The organism is Affinundibacterium danionis (genome assembly GCF_042432465.1).
Classification (GTDB): domain Bacteria; phylum Pseudomonadota; class Gammaproteobacteria; order Burkholderiales; family Burkholderiaceae_D; genus Undibacterium; species Undibacterium danionis.
In genome coordinates, this window is record NZ_JBHLXJ010000009.1 from 299,767 (window position 1) to 317,381 (window position 17,615).

The following is a 17,615-nucleotide window of genomic DNA, read 5'->3' on the forward strand; positions in this document are numbered from 1 at the left end:
ATAATTATTCGTTAGTGCAGCCGAGGACTTCCTCTAAGCTAGTTAAGCCTTGACGTACTTTTTGCAGGCCGGAGCGACGCAAGCCTTTGACACCTTCCGATTCTGATTGTTTGCGGATTTCTAATGAGGTTCCATTGGCCAAAATGATTTTCTCAATGGCTTCGGTGATCGGCATAATTTGATAAATACCTACTCGCCCTTTATAGCCAGAACCATTGCAACGTTCGCAGCCAACGGGGCCGTAAGGCTTCCACGTACCGTCAAGTTCTTCATCTAAAAAGCCTGCTGCGATTAATACCTCATCAATGATTTCAACTGGTTTTTTACATGAGCACAGGCGGCGAGTCAGACGTTGTGCCGTAATTAAAATGACTGAGGACGCAATGTTAAATGGCGCTACGCCCATATTCATCAGACGCGTTAAAGTGGATGGCGCATCATTGGTATGCAAAGTCGAGAACACCATGTGCCCCGTTTGCGCAGCTTTAATCGCAATATCGGCAGTTTCCAAGTCTCGAATCTCACCGACCATGATAATGTCTGGATCTTGACGCAAGAAGGACTTTAGCGCGACTGGGAAGGTCAAGCCAGCGCGATCATTGATATTCACTTGATTGACACCGGGTAAATTAATCTCGGCAGGGTCTTCCGCTGTCGAAATATTAATGCCCGGTTTGTTAATCACATTTAAGCAGGTGTAAAGTGAGACTGTCTTACCAGAACCTGTAGGACCCGTGACCAACACCATGCCGTAAGGACGGTGAATCGCATCCATCAGTATCTCTTTTTGGTCTGGATCATAACCAAGCGCATCGATACCCATTTGCGCTTGCGAGCCATCCAAAATACGCATAACGATTTTTTCACCGAACAGCGTCGGCAAGGTGCTGACACGGAAATCAATGGCTTTGTTCGCTGACAGCACTAATTTCATACGTCCATCTTGTGGCACGCGTTTCTCAGAAATATCGAGTTTTGAGATAACCTTAATCCGTGAAACGAGTTTGTCTTTAATTGCCGATGGGGGTTGTGCAATTTCCCGTAGTTCTCCGTCAACGCGGAAACGAATTCGGTAAAATTTTTCATATGGCTCGAAATGCAAGTCGGATGCACCCATGTTGATCGCATCAATCAACATCTTTTGTAAAAATTTAACGATAGGCGCATCGTCAATTTCTGCTGCCTGGGTGTCAACGACACCCGCATTCAAATCTTCTTCTTTGAATTCCAATTCGAACTCATCACCGGCCATATCGGTAATGGTTTGCTCTGACGACTTAGTTAACTTATCGATTAACTTGGTGAGCGCGTCGTGCTGGACAATTACGAGATCGACACTTAAACCCGTTTGGAACTTTATTTGATCAATAGCAACAGTATTGGTTGGATCTGAAATTGCGACTGATACTTTGTTGGCTTTTTTTGAAAGTGCAACCACTTTTTGTGATTGCATCATTTTGGCATCGATTACCTTGTCCGGTAACATGGATTCATCGAATACCGATAAATCAATTTGCGGATAGCCAAAGGTTTCAGAACAAAAAGTCGCTAAATCTCGCGCGTTGACTGCGCCACTTTGAATTAATGCATCTAAAAACGGACTTTTATCGATTTGCGTCTTTTTTTGTATCGCGTCAATCTGCGCTGGCGATACCAAATTTGCTTGCGCTAAGGCGCGTGCTAAGCCTGAAGCGGGAAGGCTAGGTGTCGAATTTGGTGGAACAGCTGACATAGTTTTCTATCGGAAATAAGTTAGACCATCGAATGCTTTGTGATAATGCAACTAAGTGAGACTTTTGTAAACAGGCATCTTACTTGTGAGACACAAAGCGTGGTATTGAAAACGGTCTATTCGTTCCACTTCTCAAAGTTTCATGAATTTCTTAAAAATACTATCAATCATCGGACATTAAACTTGGGTAGTTTATTTTTAGTTTTTATGATTGTTTGGTTTATCTTTGAATTAGTGATTCCGATTGACCGCTAAAAAAGCTAAATCCATCAGTGCTTGTTTATAAGCAGAGTCTGGCAAGTCAACGATGGCTTGTGAGGCACGAGTTGCGGCTTTATCTGCTTCAGTTTTGGTGTAGGCCAGCGCGCCAGATTGCGTAATCGCTTTGAGAATGGCATCGAACTTTGATTCGTCGCCTTCTTCTATGCAAGTCTTAACCAATTGCCGCTCTTCCTCACTACCATGTTTCATTAAGTAAATTAAAGGTAGGGTAGGTTTGCCTTCTCGCAAATCATCGCCCACATTCTTGCCTATCTCTTCCGCTACGCCAGAGTAGTCGAGTACATCGTCGATTAATTGAAAAGCGGTGCCTAAAGAGCGACCATATTCACCCGCGGCGGCGATTTGGGTTGCTGTGGCGCCGCTAATTAAGGCGCCAATTTCTGCGGCAGCCTCAAACAATTTGGCTGTTTTGCAGCGTATTACTTCTAAATAGCGTTCTTCGGTCACATCGGGATCATGCATATTGAGTAATTGCAGTACTTCACCTTCTGCGATCACATTGGTGGCATCCGCCAAAATTTGCATGATTTGCATACTGTTGATTGACACCATCATTTGAAATGCACGCGAATACAAGAAATCGCCGACCAGAACGGAAGCGGCATTCCCAAACAAGGCATTGGCGGTTTGTCGCCCGCGGCGCATGGAGGATTCATCTACGACATCGTCATGCAGCAATGTTGCGGTATGAATAAATTCTACGATGGCAGCCAGATCATAGTGATGTTTGCCTTGATAGCCATAAGCGTTTGCCATCAATAGCACTAATACCGGGCGAATACGCTTGCCGCCAGCATTAATGATGTATTCCGAGATTTGACTGACTAGGGCAACGTCGGAATGTAATTGTTGGCGAATGACATGATTAACCGCATCCATGTCTGGCGCGATTAACTGATTGATAGTGTTTTGATTGGGCGTGGCAGACAAGGGGATATCCTGCAAAAGCAAATTAAAATGCGGTATGAATTTGATATGAATCTGACGTTGATTGGACGTAAATTGCATGTAAATTTGGCGTAATTATACGATGACAGAGCAAGCTGAGACAAAAAGAGCCGTTTGCACTCAATTTTTGTGCTGATTTAAAGAGATGCCTTTCCCCCTAATAAGTTAAAACCCCAATTGATTTCATCTTGAATTACCGCAGAATCGTGCTCTCTGCGTGGTTGGTAATACCGCCACAGTTTGATCTCCATTATTTTTGAGAGCATGTATCTATGGCGACGTATCGTTTGCATTTCAAGCACAACGCTTTAATTTTTTCTATGCTAGCGCTCATAGGGATGCTTATGTTATCGCCAAGTGCTAGTGCGCAAAAGCCGCAAGTGATGGGTTGGATTCCTGCTTATGGACTTGAAAAATCAATGCAAGCTCTGCAGCAAGAATCGCATATCTTGTCGGGCTTGAGTCGGGTTGGGCTGCAATTTTGGAATCCATCGGCCGACGGTAGGTCCTTGGTGTTTGCACCCATCAATAAGGAAGGCAAGTTGTTGCAAGTCACAGAAGTTCGGCAAGTTATCACCTGGCTGAAGGCGCGCAAGATCAAAGTCCTGTTGACGGTTTATAACAATTCACAAGTGATCAATAAATGGGATTGGGCTTTGGCAAAGCGCGCATTTAAAGATTATCCCAAAGAATTCTCCAAATCTTTAATCGCGACCATGCGGCAATTTGACTTAGATGGGATTGATCTAGATTTGGAAGGTGAAGGCCAGCTTGATGATGATAGAACTGCTTACGCTCAATTTGTGCGTGATTTAAGTAGAGCGTTGAAAAAAGAGAATAAATTACTAACTATTGATAGTTTTCATAGTCCCTGTGCTAATGCGCCGAATATGCGTTGGTGGGAAGATTGGCGCGGGCAAGTTGATGCGATTCATAGTATGGGATATCAGGATCTTTATGAAGGTAGCACGGCTAGCTTTACACCAGATGGGCAGGCAATTTGTGAAGGTGGTGCCGCAATTTTTAAATATAGTTGGCAATTGGCTTACGGACTTAAGTCTGGTTTTCGTAAAGATCAAATTGTGATGGGCATGCCAACTTGGTTAGATAGCTGGGGTGAAGGTGGTATGGGTTCTGGTATTTCGGCGCATTTGCAGGAAGCCAAAAAGCTGGGCGTAGGGATTGCATTGTGGGATTTGCAACTGGCTGCTGTGCCATGGCGTAGTAAGGCGCTTTGGATTGAGATTGCGCAGCTACGTCGGGTTCCAAAGCAAACTGCACGTAGCTCGCCATAGTGCTTGTAAATTTAGTTGTAGATAAGTCTACTTATTCTTGTTGTGGAGGCATATGGGGCAGTTAAGCCTGCTGAAAATTTATGCAGAAATCTTTGACCTGTCTCAGCAACCTATGTATAATCCGCAGTTCCCTTGATTTTTTGTTGATGATGTCAGTAAGAAGCTCTTGGGAATCCCTATTATTTATTTGATGAGGTTTCACATGTACGCGGTCATAAAAACCGGTGGCAAACAATATAAAGTTGTCGCTGGTGAAAAACTTAAAGTAGAACAGATACCTGCAGACATTGGCTCCGAAATCACCATTGATCAAGTACTCGCTATGGGTGCTGGAGAAACCATTAAATTTGGTACTCCATTGGTCGCAGGTGCTACGGTGCTGGCTAAGGTAATCGACCACGGTCGTCACGACAAAGTTCGCATTTTCAAAATGCGTCGTCGTAAGCATTACCAAAAGCGCCAAGGTCATCGCCAAAACTACACTGAACTGCAAATCGTTTCTATCAACGGTTAATACAATCGTTCAGAAATAAAGCAAATTCATTAGATTTCAAGGAGCTATTAAATGGCACATAAAAAAGGCGGCGGCACCACGCGCAACGGCCGTGACTCAGAGTCAAAACGCTTAGGCGTTAAAGTTTACGGCGGCCAAGCTATCAATGCTGGCGGTATCATCGTTCGTCAACGCGGCACACGTGTACACGCAGGCGAAGGCGTTGGTATGGGTAAAGATCACACTTTGTACGCTCTGGTAACAGGCAAAGTACAATTTGCAATCAAAGGCGCGTTGAAGCGTCAAACAGTTACGGTTGTTGCTGCTTAATTTTAAGCTGACAACTTGCTGTAAGCGTAAGCTTAAAAAGAGGCTCTGCCATAGGTAGAGCCTTTTTAGTTTCCAGAATATCCGCGAGACTGATAGGTTTTGCGTGAATTTTGATGGTCAAGGTGATCATCGATGCTATTGGCCTTAGTCAATTAGCTTATCTTGTCTTAGAACATTGTCTATTGCTGCTAAAGAGTTAAAACAGCACAATAGCTCGTTCAGACTCTCAATTCGTAATCGCCCAGTGTTCGGTGTTTAAGCGCGTCTAGATTTAGCAAGATGCCACCAAAAAGAAAGACTGGGATTCAAGGCTGAAAAGCCCTTTCGTTTAGGCGGCAAAACATGAAATTTATTGACGAAGCAAGAATCGAAGTCATTGCAGGTGATGGCGGCAACGGTGTTGCCTCTTTCTGCCGTGAAAAATTCCGTCCATTTGGCGGCCCCGATGGTGGTGATGGCGGCAAAGGCGGTAGCATTTATGCGGTCGGCGATCGCAACATCAATACACTAGTTGACTTCCGCTACTCCAAATTACATAAAGCCAAAGACGGTGAAAATGGTCGTGGCGCCGATTGCTACGGCAAAGGCGCGGACGATATTCGTTTGCGTATGCCAGTCGGCACTCTAATCGTAGATCGCAATACTGATGAAGTCATTGCCGACATTACCGAGCACGGCCAAGAAGTCTTATTGGCCCGTGGTGGCGAAGGTGGTTGGGGTAATATCCATTTCAAATCATCAACTAATCGAGCACCGCGTCAACGTAGCGATGGTAAAGAAGGCGAACGTCGCGAACTTAAACTTGAATTAAAAGTCTTGGCCGATGTAGGTTTATTGGGTTTGCCGAATGCCGGTAAGTCGACTTTCATTACTGCGGTATCGAATGCTCGTCCGAAAATCGCCGATTATCCATTTACCACTTTGCATCCTAACTTGGGCATGGTACGTGTCAGCCACGAAAAGAGTTTCGTGATCGCCGACATTCCAGGTTTGATCGAAGGTGCAGCGGATGGTGTAGGTCTTGGCGTACAATTTTTGAAGCATTTACAACGTACTGGTTTGCTGTTGCATATCGTTGATTTGGCACCATTTGATGAAGGCGCAGATCCGGTTAAAGATGCGAAAGCTTTGATCAAAGAGTTACAAAAATACGATGAAACACTGGCAGACAAACCGCGCTGGTTAGTACTGAACAAGCTTGATGTATTGAGTGAAGATGATCGCAAAAAACGCGTTAAAGATTTCGTCAAACGCTTCGGCTGGAAAGGCCCTGTATTTGAAATCTCTGCATTGAACCATGAAGGCTGCCAAGCTCTGGTGAATGATATTTATGTACATTTGGAAGAAAAGCGCACAGCAGAACAGCGTTCGCAAGAAACCCAAATGAAAGAAGAAGCGCAAGGGATTTTGTCGATTGACCCAGATGATCCGCGTTTTAAAGTGATTGATTAATCGATTGATCGATCGATTCAATTCAATTCATTTTTATTCTATCGAGTTGTTTTAGATGTGAAAAAGAGCCGACTTGTTCGGCTCTTTTTTTTTGACGAAAATGGGTTTGTATCTGAAGTAAATTTACTTTGTATCGAGTGGGAATTGACGCTTTCAAAACTTGGATCTATCCCAGTGGGAATAGTCTTTTCCACGGTTCGTGCCGAATATCTCAGCCCTTAAGAATTTTTCAAGAGCAATATGATCTTTTGGCGACATAGATAACTTGACTACGCGAGCCTTAACTTTTGAATTCCATAAGATCTCTTTTGAATATGAGTTACGTATATGGGAAATTATATGGTTAATAATTGCAGTTTCTATGTCTGGGAAATCCCCAACTTCAACACGGAAAGTAAGTCGTTCGCTTTGATTAGATAGGTTGGGAATTGAATATGCGCCTTTACTGCTTCCTAATTGCAATATTTCAATAATGTTGTTATTGAGTTCCCCAATTCGTAATTCTTTGTTTGGTTCTTCATTAGTATCTGGTACTGGAACTTGATTGATTCTTGAGTTTAGCTCTAGTTCAGTGATGTCACTATTGATGGGTAACCTGGTAGGTTGTTGAGAATTTAATTCCACTGGTGATATTTCGACAGGTCTTTCTAATATAAATGGTTCGATCGATTTTTTTTCAATCTTTGCGTGTGTTAAATCATGATTGGGATTGTAATGTTCAGCGTTGTTTTCAATTCTCTGTGAGCTAGCGTCGTCTACTATGTCGCGGGAAGCGCTTTTCTTATTCGTCTTTTCCAATAGTGAGCCTAGTGATAGATCAAAAATTGTGACTGTCTTTGCGTGTTCGCTCATGGGATAAACAGCATGGTGATTCTGTTTAATTAATAAAGTAAAAATCAGAATGTGGCTTAGCAATATGATGCTGAAAATATTTAGTTTTGACCACCTTTTGGAGTACATTTTAGATGTTCTAAAGTGAGAATTATGTGTCAATACCATGAAATTGAAGTTTTGCATAGAATCCCGCCTGATCTTAATTTTTATTAAAACAACACGTCTAGTTGCTTGTCTTTAATTGCCACTGATCGATTAACTTTGCCGCATTAGCAATTTGTTCTGGGTTTAAGTGTGGCTCAATTAATTGCAGGCTTCTTTCTGCTTGTTCTTTTGAATTGGGATCGTGTTTTGCAATAGACAGCCATTTGTAAGCCATTGATAGATCCGTCGGTACACCTTTGCCATACAAATATAATAAGGCGAGATTGTATTGTGCTTTGGCAAATCCATGCTGTGAAGCGATTTCGTACCAAGTAGCCGCTTTTTCGAAGTCCTGTTCACGTCCTTCACCGGTTGCATACATCACTCCCAGATTATATTGCGCTTCATTCAAGCCATTTTTTGCTGCGGCTTCATAATAGTTACTAGCTGTGATCTGGTTTTTTTCTACACCGATTCCGAAGTCGTACATCCTAGCTAAAGCCATCTGTGCAAGTGGATTCCCCAATTCTGCGGATTTTGAATACCAAAACAGAGCCTCTTTTAAATTGCGTTTAACTGTCTTTCCAAGCTCGAATTCAACTGCCATTGAGTATTGTGTTTTTGCATCAAACAAATCTGCTTTTGCTCTAAAACTCGCTGGCGAACTCATGCCAACTATCTCGCCATTCGAACGTATCGTGCCAAAGCGATTATCGTAGTAGTCCGCGGCAGATGTATTTTGGGCATTTGCGAAAGTTGGACTTACAATTGCTAGAAGTAGTAAGAAGTTGGGCAGTAAAGTTTTTTTCATGATGAATACCCCTTTAATTATTTTATTCATTATTAATTATAGAATTAAAATGTAACTGAGTTTTACTTAGACTTCTATTTTTTCTTTGCATGACGTGGCTTAGGAGGTGGTCTGATGGGGAAGTATGAGAGATGGGTTCATTAAACGAGAGTAAAGAGTGACTGTCTTTTTTGAATAAAATTCTGAAAATTAAATGTAACTCAGAATAATGTATAATCTGATTGATTTAATTCCGAATGAAAACGTAATCTCTTGCTCATCATGCAGTCGCTTATTCAAAACGCCCAACGCCTTATCATCAAAGTAGGCTCCTCCCTCGTCACCAATGAAGGCCGTGGCCTCGACCGTGTTGCGATCGCCAATTGGGCGCAGCAAATCGCAGCTCTAAGAGCGATGGGTAAAGAAGTCGTGTTGGTTAGCTCTGGTGCGATCGCAGAAGGGCGGCAGCGCTTAGGTTTTGAAATGCGGCCGACGGGTGTACACGAACTGCAGGCTTGTGCGGCGGTGGGGCAAATGGGTTTGGCGCAGATTTATGAGACCAGCTTTCGGGCGCATAATTTGGGGACGGCGCAGATTTTATTGACGCATGCTGATCTAGCAGATCGTGAACGTTATTTGAATGCACGCTCCACTTTGTTGACCTTGCTTGGTTTCGGTGTGGTGCCTGTGATTAATGAAAATGATACCGTGGTGACCGATGAAATTAAATTCGGCGACAACGATACGCTAGGCGCTCTGGTCGCCAATTTGGTGGAAGCAGATGCCTTGATTATTTTGACTGACCAAAAAGGTTTATATACCGCCGATCCGCGCAAACATCCCGAGGCGCAATTTGTGCATGAAGCACAGGCAGGCGACGTGACCCTGGAGGCAATGGCGGGTGGCGCTGGTTCCAGTCTTGGAAGTGGTGGCATGCTTACCAAGATTCTTGCAGCAAAGCGTGCAGCGCGTTCAGGTGCGCATACTGTGATTGCTTGGGGGAGAGAGGCAAATGTATTGGTGCGACTGGCGAGTGGTGAAGCGATAGGTACACAATTAAGTTCCGATATGGCGCCTTTAGCTGCTCGTAAGCAGTGGATGATGGATCATTTGCAAACCTCTGGCCAAGTCGTATTGGATGCGGGGGCGGTGATTAAAGTGCGTGACGAAGGCAAATCTTTATTGGCGATCGGCGTGTCCGAGGTACGAGGTGAATTTAGTCGCGGTGCCGTGGTCAGTTGCGTGGATGAAAGTGGCCGAACCATCGCGAAGGGCTTGACTAACTATAATAGCGGGGATGCACGCCGCATTATGCGCAAGGCGTCTTCTGAGATTGAAGGCATTTTGGGATTTGTTGAAGAGCTAGAATTAATCCATAGAGATAATCTGGTCTTGGTGGCTTAAGTAGCGATCTTCCAATAATAGATAAAATAGACAATGAAAAAAGCCCGCAGTGTTGAGTGACACTGCGGGCTCTCTGGTATTGTGCTTGACGGCTTACTTATTCGCTATCCGTACCAAAGTCGATTTGCCAAACAAGCTCTCGATCAAATCCACCGCTAAAATCGCTGTTTGATTACGTAGATCTAACGCAGGATTCAGTTCAACCACATCGAGTGAACCCAATAAGCCCGTGTCTGCAATCATTTCCATACACAACTGTGCTTCACGATAAGTCGGACCGCCCAGTACCGCAGTACCTACGCCAGGTGCAATATCTGGATCTAGGCAGTCGAGGTCAAAACTGACGTGGATATGAGTATTTTCATCGACGCCCTCTAAGGCTTTGAGTATCACAGCACGCATGCCATGTTCATCGATGTAACGCATATCAAATACAGGAATGCCCATGTCGTGTATGAATTGACGCTCTCCATCATCGACACTGCGAATCCCAATTTGACGGATTTCATTTGGTTGCATGGCAGGTGTGTAACCACCGTAGGCAATCAATTGTTCTGGACCATGACCCATTAGGCAGGCTACTGGCATGCCGTGAATATTGCCAGTTGGGCTGATGGTGGAGAGATTGCTGTCAGCATGTGCGTCGAACCATAGAACACGTAATTTTTTACCGTGATCTTTGCAATGTTTCGCGACAGCGCTGATAGAGCCTATCGCCAAACAATGATCGCCACCGAGCATCATAGGCATATGACCGAGTTTTAGCGCATTGCTTACTTCGTTATAGACGGCTTGATTCCAATCGATTGCTTCATTCAAGTGACGTAAGCCGTTGACGGGTGCCTGCCAAGGATTGGCGGGGCCATGTAAGTTTCCATGATCTACGACCGATAAATTTCTGGCTTCTAATGCTTGTGTGAGTCCCGCAACGCGCAGAGCGTCTGGCCCCATGCCTGCGCCTTTAACACTCGCGCCAACATCGGTTGGGGCGCCAATCAAGGAAATAGTTTTCATTGTCTCTTTTTGCTTTCAAAAAAACGGTCAGATGATGCGGAAATTCTTTTATCTATTAGAAAAACCTAAAGTGCCATGGTAACGCTTGATTGCGGTATTGAATCCTAGGATCCGTCTATTTTTTACTTCGAACGGGTGATGAGATTATATTCTTACAGACAAGAATTAGATTTCGTAATTGTCGGATATAATCGAATTTATAGAAATTTAATTTCACAGATGTTTAAAATTTGAAATTTAAGTGTTTTTACTCTTTGTTGTGCGGAATCTTTGGGAGTTTTAATTAGTTATGGATGCATATGATTTGAATATTTTGCGTCATTTACAAGATGACGGGCGCATTAGTAATCTGCAATTGGCCGAGAAGATACACTTATCGCCTCCACAAACTTTGCGCCGAGTGCGTGCATTGGAAGAGAGTAAAGTCATTCGATCCTACACGGCACAGGTTGCACCTGAGGCTATAGGTTTGGGCGTTATGGCATTTGTGAGTCTGTCTTTGGATCGCGAGCAATATCGCAATGCGCGTGAGATTGAACGCCATCTGATGGCTTTTCCAGACATTATAGAGTGTCATACAATTTCTGGTGATTTTGACTATTTGTTGAAGGTGGTGGCAAACGATTTGAAAAGCCTGTCGCAATTCCTCACTGACAAGCTCATGCAAGTTCCGGGTGTCGGTAATTTACGCTCTATGATTTGTATGGAGGAAATTAAGCCAGTCAGTAGTTTACCTATTCGTTGAACTATATTCGTCCAATTTGCTTGTTGTGATGGTGGGCGTGACTTTCGTGGTGGTATGGAGAGCGCAAGAAAAACACAACGAAATGCAAATAATTCCTGCTCATGCCAGTTGCGTGCAGGTAGAATGCCAAATTGGTACGAAATCCTAAAAATGACTTTAATATTATTTGGGGTTTCGTTGGATGTTCGGTTTGCACAGAATCTTGTTTTTGACGTAAAACGGTATTCTAAGCAAGCATTTTAAAATCTCATCTTAAGGTGATACTTCATGTTAAAGAAAAATATTTTGGCAGCGGCTCTGGTTTTAGGTAGCGCATTGGTGAGCGCACATGCTGCTGCACAAGCAACTTATTTTGGTGGTTCTGTTGGTCGTGCTAAATGGAATTTTGATTGCGCTGGAGCAACAAGTTGCCATACTGCGGCAGGTACTTGGAAATTGTATGGTGGTCATGACTTCTCTCCTAATTTTGGTGTAGAAGGAAGTTATGTTTATCTGAACGAAGTGGGAGCCAGTAATTCTAGTCTCATCGGTATTTTTAATGGTCGTGGTGCTGATATTGCCGGTGTTGCAAAGACTACGCCGATGAACAATTTCGTTGGCTTTGCGAAGCTTGGGATTGCTTTCATGAAAGGTGAAATCACTGCATTATCAGTACTGGGTAACGGTTCTGATACACATTACTCTGGTCAACCACTGATCGGTTTGGGTGTTATGTATCAAATCGATAAAAAGGTATCGGTACGCGCTGAAGTTGATAATCGTAAAGTCAAAATTTCTGGCTTCAAAGACTCTACCTTTGGCGTGACTAGCTTTACGATCGGTGTGCAATCTGAGTTCTAAGATTAATCCTTCAGATTGCTTAGACGATTTCGATAAGATTTTTAGTAAAAATGATTTAGTTTTCTAGGCAGCAGCAAAGTCCATGGATTAAATTAAACTCAGACTTATCTATCAAAACAGCCGCATTTTTGCGGCTGTTTTTTTTCGCCCTAGTTACGGCTGACTAGATACGGCTGACTAGTTGCGCATCTTAGGGGCGCATCTTAGGGGCGCAGCTTGCTGTTCATTGAATCGCTGTGTTTTTTGTTGTTCCCAGGGTGTTTGTAAGGTGTTTTCAAAGCATATTTAATTGGGCTAATTCTCCTCGTAACTATTAATTCTGAGTTGATTGAGTTTTGTATGCATGGGATTGAGATGGGTACTATTTTCGGCTTTTTGGTATGACAAAGTGATATTTTGGATTGACCAAATAATGTAATTTGGTGAACCAAAAAAACATTTTGGTAAGACCAATTGTTGTTTTTTTGTGAGAATTTAAAAATAGTTTTCGAGCTGAAAGAAGGAATTTTAGGTGGTGGAAAATTATTTCTATTTGGAAATTATTTGAAATTAAAGCGAATTTAAATTGATTTTGATTGGTTTTTTGCCGATTTTATTGAATGATTGTTTTTGTGTGAATTGATAAATTGAACATGCTCGTTGAATTTTTTATTTGAAATTGTCAAATTTTCTATGTAGATAGTTCTCGCATTGTGTGAAGGAATACTTTTAGAATTGGTTCAAAGTTGGGTAGATAAAAAATATCTGAATTTTTACTCACGTGCGCGATATCGGTTGATCACTATGTCGAGATACTGCACCTGAGGCAATTCATACACTAGCTTATTCATAATAATTCGAGACCAAAGGAACACGATCATGCACAAGAAGAATTTGAAATACCAATTAGGGCGATTTGCTTTAACTAGTTCTGTACTTGCGATGGCAATCAGCAGTGCCTACGCCCAAGATGCCAAAAAAGTGGAAGAACAGCCTACCTTGGTGGTGGTAACTGGTTTACGCGCTTCTTTAGAAAGTGCCCTAAATAAGAAAAAAGATGACAACGGTATCGTTGACGTTATTAAATCTGAGGATATGGGTAAATTCCCAGACTCGAATTTAGCTGAATCTTTGCAGCGTATTCCGGGTGTGGTGATTGATCGCGATGCGGGTGAAGGCCGTAGTATTACCGTTCGTGGATTGGGGCAAGACTTTACGCGTGTCCGTATTAATGGCATCGAAGGTTTGGCAACGACTGGCGGTACTGATAGTTCTGGAGGCGCAAATCGTTCCCGCGGTTTCGATTTCAACGTATTTCCCTCGGAATTATTTAACTCTTTGACGATACGCAAGAGTGCATCTGCCGATGTGGATGAAGGTTCGCTGGGAGCGACCGTAGATCTGCAAACTATGCGTCCGTTCGATCTGCGCGGTTTCAACGCGACCGTGATGGCGAAAGGTCGTTATAACGACTTGTCGCAAAAGACTGATCCTCGCGTAGGCTTCTTAATTTCAAATACTTTTGCCAATAATACTTTCGGTGCTTTGTTATCTGGTGCGTTTTCAAAACGTCGTGTGTATGAAGAGGGTTTCAGTACCGTGCGTTGGGATAATGGTCCATCATCGGGTGGCTGGTGCTCTCCAGTAGGTGTGACGCCAGTTAACCCGACAACGACTGCGACGACCTGCGGTCCAGCTGCGCAAGGCGTGTCTCGTCTTCCAGGTACGGCTGAATATATTGATGCATACAATCTCGCTAGTTCGGCCAATAATTTTGCACCACGTCTGCCACGTTATGGCCGTTTGACGCATGATCAAGATCGCCTGGGTTTAACGGCATCTTTGCAGTACAAGCCGCAACGTGGAACTATCTTGTCTTTGGATTTGTTGTATTCCAAATTGGACGCGACACGTCAGGAAGATTTCTTGGAAGCGATTTCTTTTAGTCGTAGCGCCAGCCAAGGTGGTAAGCCACAAACCAGTGTGGTGAAAACAGAATACGCACCTAACGGCGCTTTGCTATACGGTATGTATAACGGCGTTGATATTCGTGCTGAATCACGCTTTGATCAATTATCGACAACCTTCACACAACCAACCTTGACTTTGGATCACCAGTTCAGCGACACATTCAGGATGAATGCTCGCGTCGGTCGTGCTACATCTAAATTTGCAAATCCTATACAAACCACGACAACTTTAGATGCGATCAATGTGAATGGCTATGCTTTAGATTTCCGCGCTAATGACCGCATGCCAACCATTACCTATCCGTTTGATGTGGCATCCTCAACCGGACCTATGACTTTGGTATCGGTACCACAAGTGACGACAGGGACGCAGCCAACTACTGTGACCAATACTTCAACCAGTGAAATCCGAATTCGTCCACAAGGTGCCAACAATCGTAATGATGTCGCTCACGTCGATTTCTCTTGGGATGCAATTGAAGACAAGTTAACTTTGCGCGCTGGAGCGGACTACAAAAAATACACTTTCGATTCTTATGAGTCACGTCGCGTCAATCAAAATGACACAATTTTTGCACCTAATGCAGGTACCAATATTGCGAGTCTGACTACACAATTAACTGGTTTTGGTCGAGGCCAAAATTTGCCAGCAGGTACACCAACCTCTTGGTTGATTCCCGACTTAAACGCAATTGCTAAAGCTTATGACATTTACTGTAATTGCTTGAAGAGTGGTCCAGCGGGCGGACCTGGCGACTTCACCTTGTCCTCCATCACTAATGGTAACGCGCGCGGTAATAATCGCGCTGTGACTGAAAATGACAAGAGTGCATTCCTGATGGGAGACTTCACGAATAATATTTTTGGTTTGCCAGTGCGCGGTAATTTTGGTGTGCGTTATGTACAGACCGAGCAAATCGCAACAGGTTATCAAGCGAATGCCGGTGGTACGGCAGTGTCCGTGCGTAATTCTTACAACGATGTCCTGCCTTCAGCCAATATTGCTTTGAATCTGACTAGAGATTTCATCGTTCGTTTTGCCGCAGCTAAAGTGATGGCTCGTCCACAATTAGGTAACTTAAATCCTGGCGGCACGATCTCTACGACCGGTACGCTTTCGGTGACTAGTGGTAATCCTTTGTTGGAACCGTTCCGCGCTGATACCTTTGACTCCAATTTCGAATGGTATTTTGGTAAAAATGCGTTCTTAGGTTTAGGTCTGTTCCAAAAGAATATTAATACCTACATCCAAAGCATACGTACTAACGTAGCGTTTAAAGATACAGGCTTGCCTATGTCTTTATTGCCATCGAATTTTACCGGTGAAGAAGTATTCCAAGTGACGGCACCGATTAATACTAAGGGCGGTAAGTTGCGTGGCTTTGAATTGAATTATCAACAGCCATTCACTTTCTTGCCAGCATGGGGTAAGAACTTTGGTACTTTGTTGAACTATACCTATGTCAACTCTAAAATTGAATATGTGGTTTCACCAACCAGTGCCGCGACGATTACCGATGATTTGCTGAACTTGTCACCGAAGTCTTGGAATGCGACGCTGTACTACGATGATGGTGCATTCAGTGCTCGTGTCTCTGCTTCAAAACGTTCTGCGTTCTTGACGCGTGTCCCAGGTCAAAACAACAATGACGTAGAAGGAAAAAATGGTACGGTCAACGTTGATTTGTCGATGACTTACAAACTCAATGACAAGTGGGAATTTAGTTTCGAAGGCACTAACTTGACGAATCAGGCAAACGATCAATTCATTAGCCGTGCTCGTGATAGCGTGGTGGTGAATAATGTAACCGGTCGTGAATTCTTATTAGGTGTGCGTTATAAGTTCTAAGTTCTAAATTCCAAACTCTAAATGCGTGCCTTAATTGAAGGTGCCTGATAGTGTGAAGTAAAAGCGGCGCGGCTTAACGAGTGATTGGTTAAGCCGCGCTATTTTTTATATGAAAAATTTGTTGAGAATAATCGAGAAGCAGTGATGAGTAGACATAACAAAGAGATCAAATTTGCGAGTAAGTGTTGGTTGTACATTATTCGCTGTAGTCTCGTAATAGCCTCGTTTAACGCTTGTGCAAGCGACCCGTCAATTGAGCAAAAAAAATACGCATATCCCAGCGATATGTCGTGGGTCACAGCGATACAAGGCGGACGTGGTGGACAAATTTTGCGCGTCACGAATTTGCAAAAAGAAGGACCCGGCTCTTTGCGCGCAGCACTCGATACCAAGGGTGCGCGGACGATTGTGTTTGAAGTTGGTGGCGTGATCGACCTCGAGCGCAGCGTGTTACAAGTGACTGAGCCGAATGTCACAATACTCGGGCAAACTGCACCAGCACCAGGTATTACTTTGATCCGTGGCGGCATTAATATTCGCGCACCACAAACCATCATTCAACATCTACGCGTGCGCACAGGCGTGGACGGTCAGACCAAGGCGAGTGGTTGGGAAGTGGATGGTATTAATGTCTCGGCTGCGCATCATGTTTTGATTGATCATTGCAGCATCAGTTGGGCGATCGATGAAAATATGTCGGCATCTGGTCCGCGTTTCAAAGGTGACACGCCCGATGAGTGGCGCAAGGGAACGAGCCACCATGTTTTATTCTCAAATAATATAGCCGCAGAAGGCTTGGCGGAAGCCAGTCATGGTAAGGGCGAGCATTCAAAAGGAAGCTTGGTACATGATAACGTGACGCAGATCGTCTTCTACCGAAATATCTGGGCGCACAATGTTGAACGAAATCCTTTGCTGAAAGGCGGGGTGCAGGCGAGCGTGGTGAATAATCTGATCTACAATCCGCGCGCTAAGGCGATTCATTACAATTTGATGGCCTTAGAATGGGGCGAGCATGCCTACCAACTTGGTAAGTTGAATGTGGTGGGTAATGTGATGCGTGGTGGTTTATCGACGAAAAAGGGTTTGCCATTGATGAGTTTGGGCGGGGATGGCGATCTCGCTTATTTTGAGAAAGACAATATCGCTGTCGATCAATTTGGTGCAGCATTGCCTATGCTAGGGCGCTATGGCCAGACCCGTGCGCAGTTGTTGGTGAAAGAGGCGCCTATCGATTGGCCTGAAGGCTTACAAACGATGCCAGCGCGTGATGTCGAAACCGAATTATTGCGTTATGCGGGTGCTCGTCCTTGGGATAGAGATGCGGATGATGTTCGGATTTTGTACTTTATTGCCGAGGGACGTGGAGTCATCATCAATGATGAGCGCGAAGTTAGTAGCTATCCAAAAGCCAAGATGACACAGTCAGCGTTTAATGAACAAGAATGGGATTTGACAACAGGCATGCCGAAGGCAGTTTCACGATGAGCGTCTGGACAATGTTAGTTGCTCTA

General features: G+C 43.9%; 14 protein-coding genes. 9 read left to right on the forward strand and 5 right to left on the reverse strand.

Going from position 1 to position 17,615, the window contains the following annotated elements; all coding sequences use genetic code 11:
* Positions 1-4: 4 nt before the first annotated feature.
* Positions 5-1,732 (reverse strand): type IV-A pilus assembly ATPase PilB, encoded by a 1,728-nt coding sequence (pilB, locus tag ACFFJH_RS09545; RefSeq protein WP_390211929.1) that lies wholly within the window; start codon positions 1,730-1,732, stop codon positions 5-7.
* Between the two features lie 231 nt (positions 1,733-1,963).
* Entirely contained in the window at positions 1,964-3,022 is a 1,059-nt protein-coding gene (ispB, locus tag ACFFJH_RS09550) for an octaprenyl diphosphate synthase (RefSeq protein ID WP_390211931.1), read from the reverse strand.
* Between the two features lie 284 nt (positions 3,023-3,306).
* Here ispB and ACFFJH_RS09555 point away from each other — a divergent pair, with 284 nt between their 5' ends.
* The 4 genes from ACFFJH_RS09555 (at position 3,307) to cgtA (ending at position 6,532) form a co-directional block, all read left to right on the forward strand.
* A complete protein-coding gene (locus ACFFJH_RS09555) occupies positions 3,307-4,257 on the forward strand; it encodes a glycosyl hydrolase family 18 protein (RefSeq protein ID WP_390211933.1) in 951 nt (316 codons plus the stop codon).
* Positions 4,258-4,459: 202 nt separating this feature from the next.
* Positions 4,460-4,771: a 50S ribosomal protein L21 gene (gene rplU / locus ACFFJH_RS09560; protein WP_189346156.1), complete on the forward strand. Its 312-nt coding sequence runs from the start codon at positions 4,460-4,462 to the stop codon at positions 4,769-4,771.
* Between the two features lie 51 nt (positions 4,772-4,822).
* A complete protein-coding gene (rpmA, locus tag ACFFJH_RS09565; protein WP_390211935.1) occupies positions 4,823-5,080 on the forward strand; it encodes a 50S ribosomal protein L27 in 258 nt (85 codons plus the stop codon).
* Between the two features lie 342 nt (positions 5,081-5,422).
* Positions 5,423-6,532, forward strand: a complete 1,110-nt coding sequence (gene cgtA / locus ACFFJH_RS09570) for an Obg family GTPase CgtA (protein ID WP_390211937.1) — start codon at positions 5,423-5,425, stop codon at positions 6,530-6,532.
* 153 nt (positions 6,533-6,685) lie between these two features.
* On the opposite strand, the gene ACFFJH_RS09575 is transcribed toward cgtA, so the two are convergent.
* Both ACFFJH_RS09575 and ACFFJH_RS09580 read right to left on the reverse strand, forming a co-directional pair.
* The gene (locus ACFFJH_RS09575; protein WP_390211938.1) at positions 6,686-7,384 is read right to left on the reverse strand and encodes a hypothetical protein; all 699 of its coding nucleotides are present in this window, start codon (positions 7,382-7,384) and stop codon (positions 6,686-6,688) included.
* 205 nt (positions 7,385-7,589) lie between these two features.
* A complete protein-coding gene (locus ACFFJH_RS09580; protein ID WP_390211940.1) occupies positions 7,590-8,351 on the reverse strand; it encodes a tetratricopeptide repeat protein in 762 nt (253 codons plus the stop codon).
* 231 nt (positions 8,352-8,582) lie between these two features.
* Here ACFFJH_RS09580 and proB point away from each other — a divergent pair, with 231 nt between their 5' ends.
* Positions 8,583-9,704 (forward strand): glutamate 5-kinase, encoded by a 1,122-nt coding sequence (gene proB / locus ACFFJH_RS09585; protein WP_390211942.1) that lies wholly within the window; start codon positions 8,583-8,585, stop codon positions 9,702-9,704.
* 93 nt (positions 9,705-9,797) lie between these two features.
* Here proB and rocF read toward each other — a convergent pair whose 3' ends face one another.
* On the reverse strand, positions 9,798-10,718 hold the full coding sequence (gene rocF / locus ACFFJH_RS09590; protein WP_390211943.1) for an arginase: 921 nt from the start codon (positions 10,716-10,718) through the stop codon (positions 9,798-9,800).
* A gap of 289 nt (positions 10,719-11,007) precedes the next feature.
* On the opposite strand from rocF, the gene ACFFJH_RS09595 reads away from it, so the two are divergent.
* From ACFFJH_RS09595 to ACFFJH_RS09610, 4 genes are all read left to right on the forward strand, one after another.
* Entirely contained in the window at positions 11,008-11,463 is a 456-nt protein-coding gene (locus ACFFJH_RS09595; RefSeq protein ID WP_390211944.1) for an Lrp/AsnC family transcriptional regulator, read from the forward strand.
* Between the two features lie 267 nt (positions 11,464-11,730).
* Complete coding sequence (locus ACFFJH_RS09600) at positions 11,731-12,303, forward strand: outer membrane beta-barrel protein (RefSeq protein WP_390211946.1); 573 nt, start codon at positions 11,731-11,733, stop codon at positions 12,301-12,303.
* Between the two features lie 858 nt (positions 12,304-13,161).
* On the forward strand, positions 13,162-16,101 hold the full coding sequence (locus ACFFJH_RS09605) for a TonB-dependent receptor (protein ID WP_390211948.1): 2,940 nt from the start codon (positions 13,162-13,164) through the stop codon (positions 16,099-16,101).
* 285 nt (positions 16,102-16,386) lie between these two features.
* A complete protein-coding gene (locus ACFFJH_RS09610; protein ID WP_390211949.1) occupies positions 16,387-17,589 on the forward strand; it encodes a pectate lyase family protein in 1,203 nt (400 codons plus the stop codon).
* Positions 17,590-17,615 lie beyond the last annotated feature (26 nt).

Excerpts from the sequence above, each read along its gene's own strand:
- ispB (WP_390211931.1), bottom strand. The coding sequence starts at position 3,022 with ATGCAATTTACGTCCAATCAACGTCAGATTCATATCAAATTCATACCG.
- ACFFJH_RS09575 (WP_390211938.1), bottom strand. The coding sequence starts at position 7,384 with ATGAGCGAACACGCAAAGACAGTCACAATTTTTGATCTATCACTAGGC.
- ACFFJH_RS09595 (WP_390211944.1), top strand. The coding sequence starts at position 11,008 with ATGGATGCATATGATTTGAATATTTTGCGTCATTTACAAGATGACGGG.
- proB (WP_390211942.1), top strand. The coding sequence starts at position 8,583 with ATGCAGTCGCTTATTCAAAACGCCCAACGCCTTATCATCAAAGTAGGC.
- rpmA (WP_390211935.1), top strand. The coding sequence starts at position 4,823 with ATGGCACATAAAAAAGGCGGCGGCACCACGCGCAACGGCCGTGACTCA.
- rplU (WP_189346156.1), top strand. The coding sequence starts at position 4,460 with ATGTACGCGGTCATAAAAACCGGTGGCAAACAATATAAAGTTGTCGCT.
- ACFFJH_RS09605 (WP_390211948.1), top strand. The coding sequence starts at position 13,162 with ATGCACAAGAAGAATTTGAAATACCAATTAGGGCGATTTGCTTTAACT.
- cgtA (WP_390211937.1), top strand. The coding sequence starts at position 5,423 with ATGAAATTTATTGACGAAGCAAGAATCGAAGTCATTGCAGGTGATGGC.
- pilB (WP_390211929.1), bottom strand. The coding sequence starts at position 1,732 with ATGTCAGCTGTTCCACCAAATTCGACACCTAGCCTTCCCGCTTCAGGC.
- ACFFJH_RS09580 (WP_390211940.1), bottom strand. The coding sequence starts at position 8,351 with ATGAATAAAATAATTAAAGGGGTATTCATCATGAAAAAAACTTTACTG.
- ACFFJH_RS09600 (WP_390211946.1), top strand. The coding sequence starts at position 11,731 with ATGTTAAAGAAAAATATTTTGGCAGCGGCTCTGGTTTTAGGTAGCGCA.
- ACFFJH_RS09610 (WP_390211949.1), top strand. The coding sequence starts at position 16,387 with ATGTCGTGGGTCACAGCGATACAAGGCGGACGTGGTGGACAAATTTTG.
- ACFFJH_RS09555 (WP_390211933.1), top strand. The coding sequence starts at position 3,307 with ATGTTATCGCCAAGTGCTAGTGCGCAAAAGCCGCAAGTGATGGGTTGG.
- rocF (WP_390211943.1), bottom strand. The coding sequence starts at position 10,718 with ATGAAAACTATTTCCTTGATTGGCGCCCCAACCGATGTTGGCGCGAGT.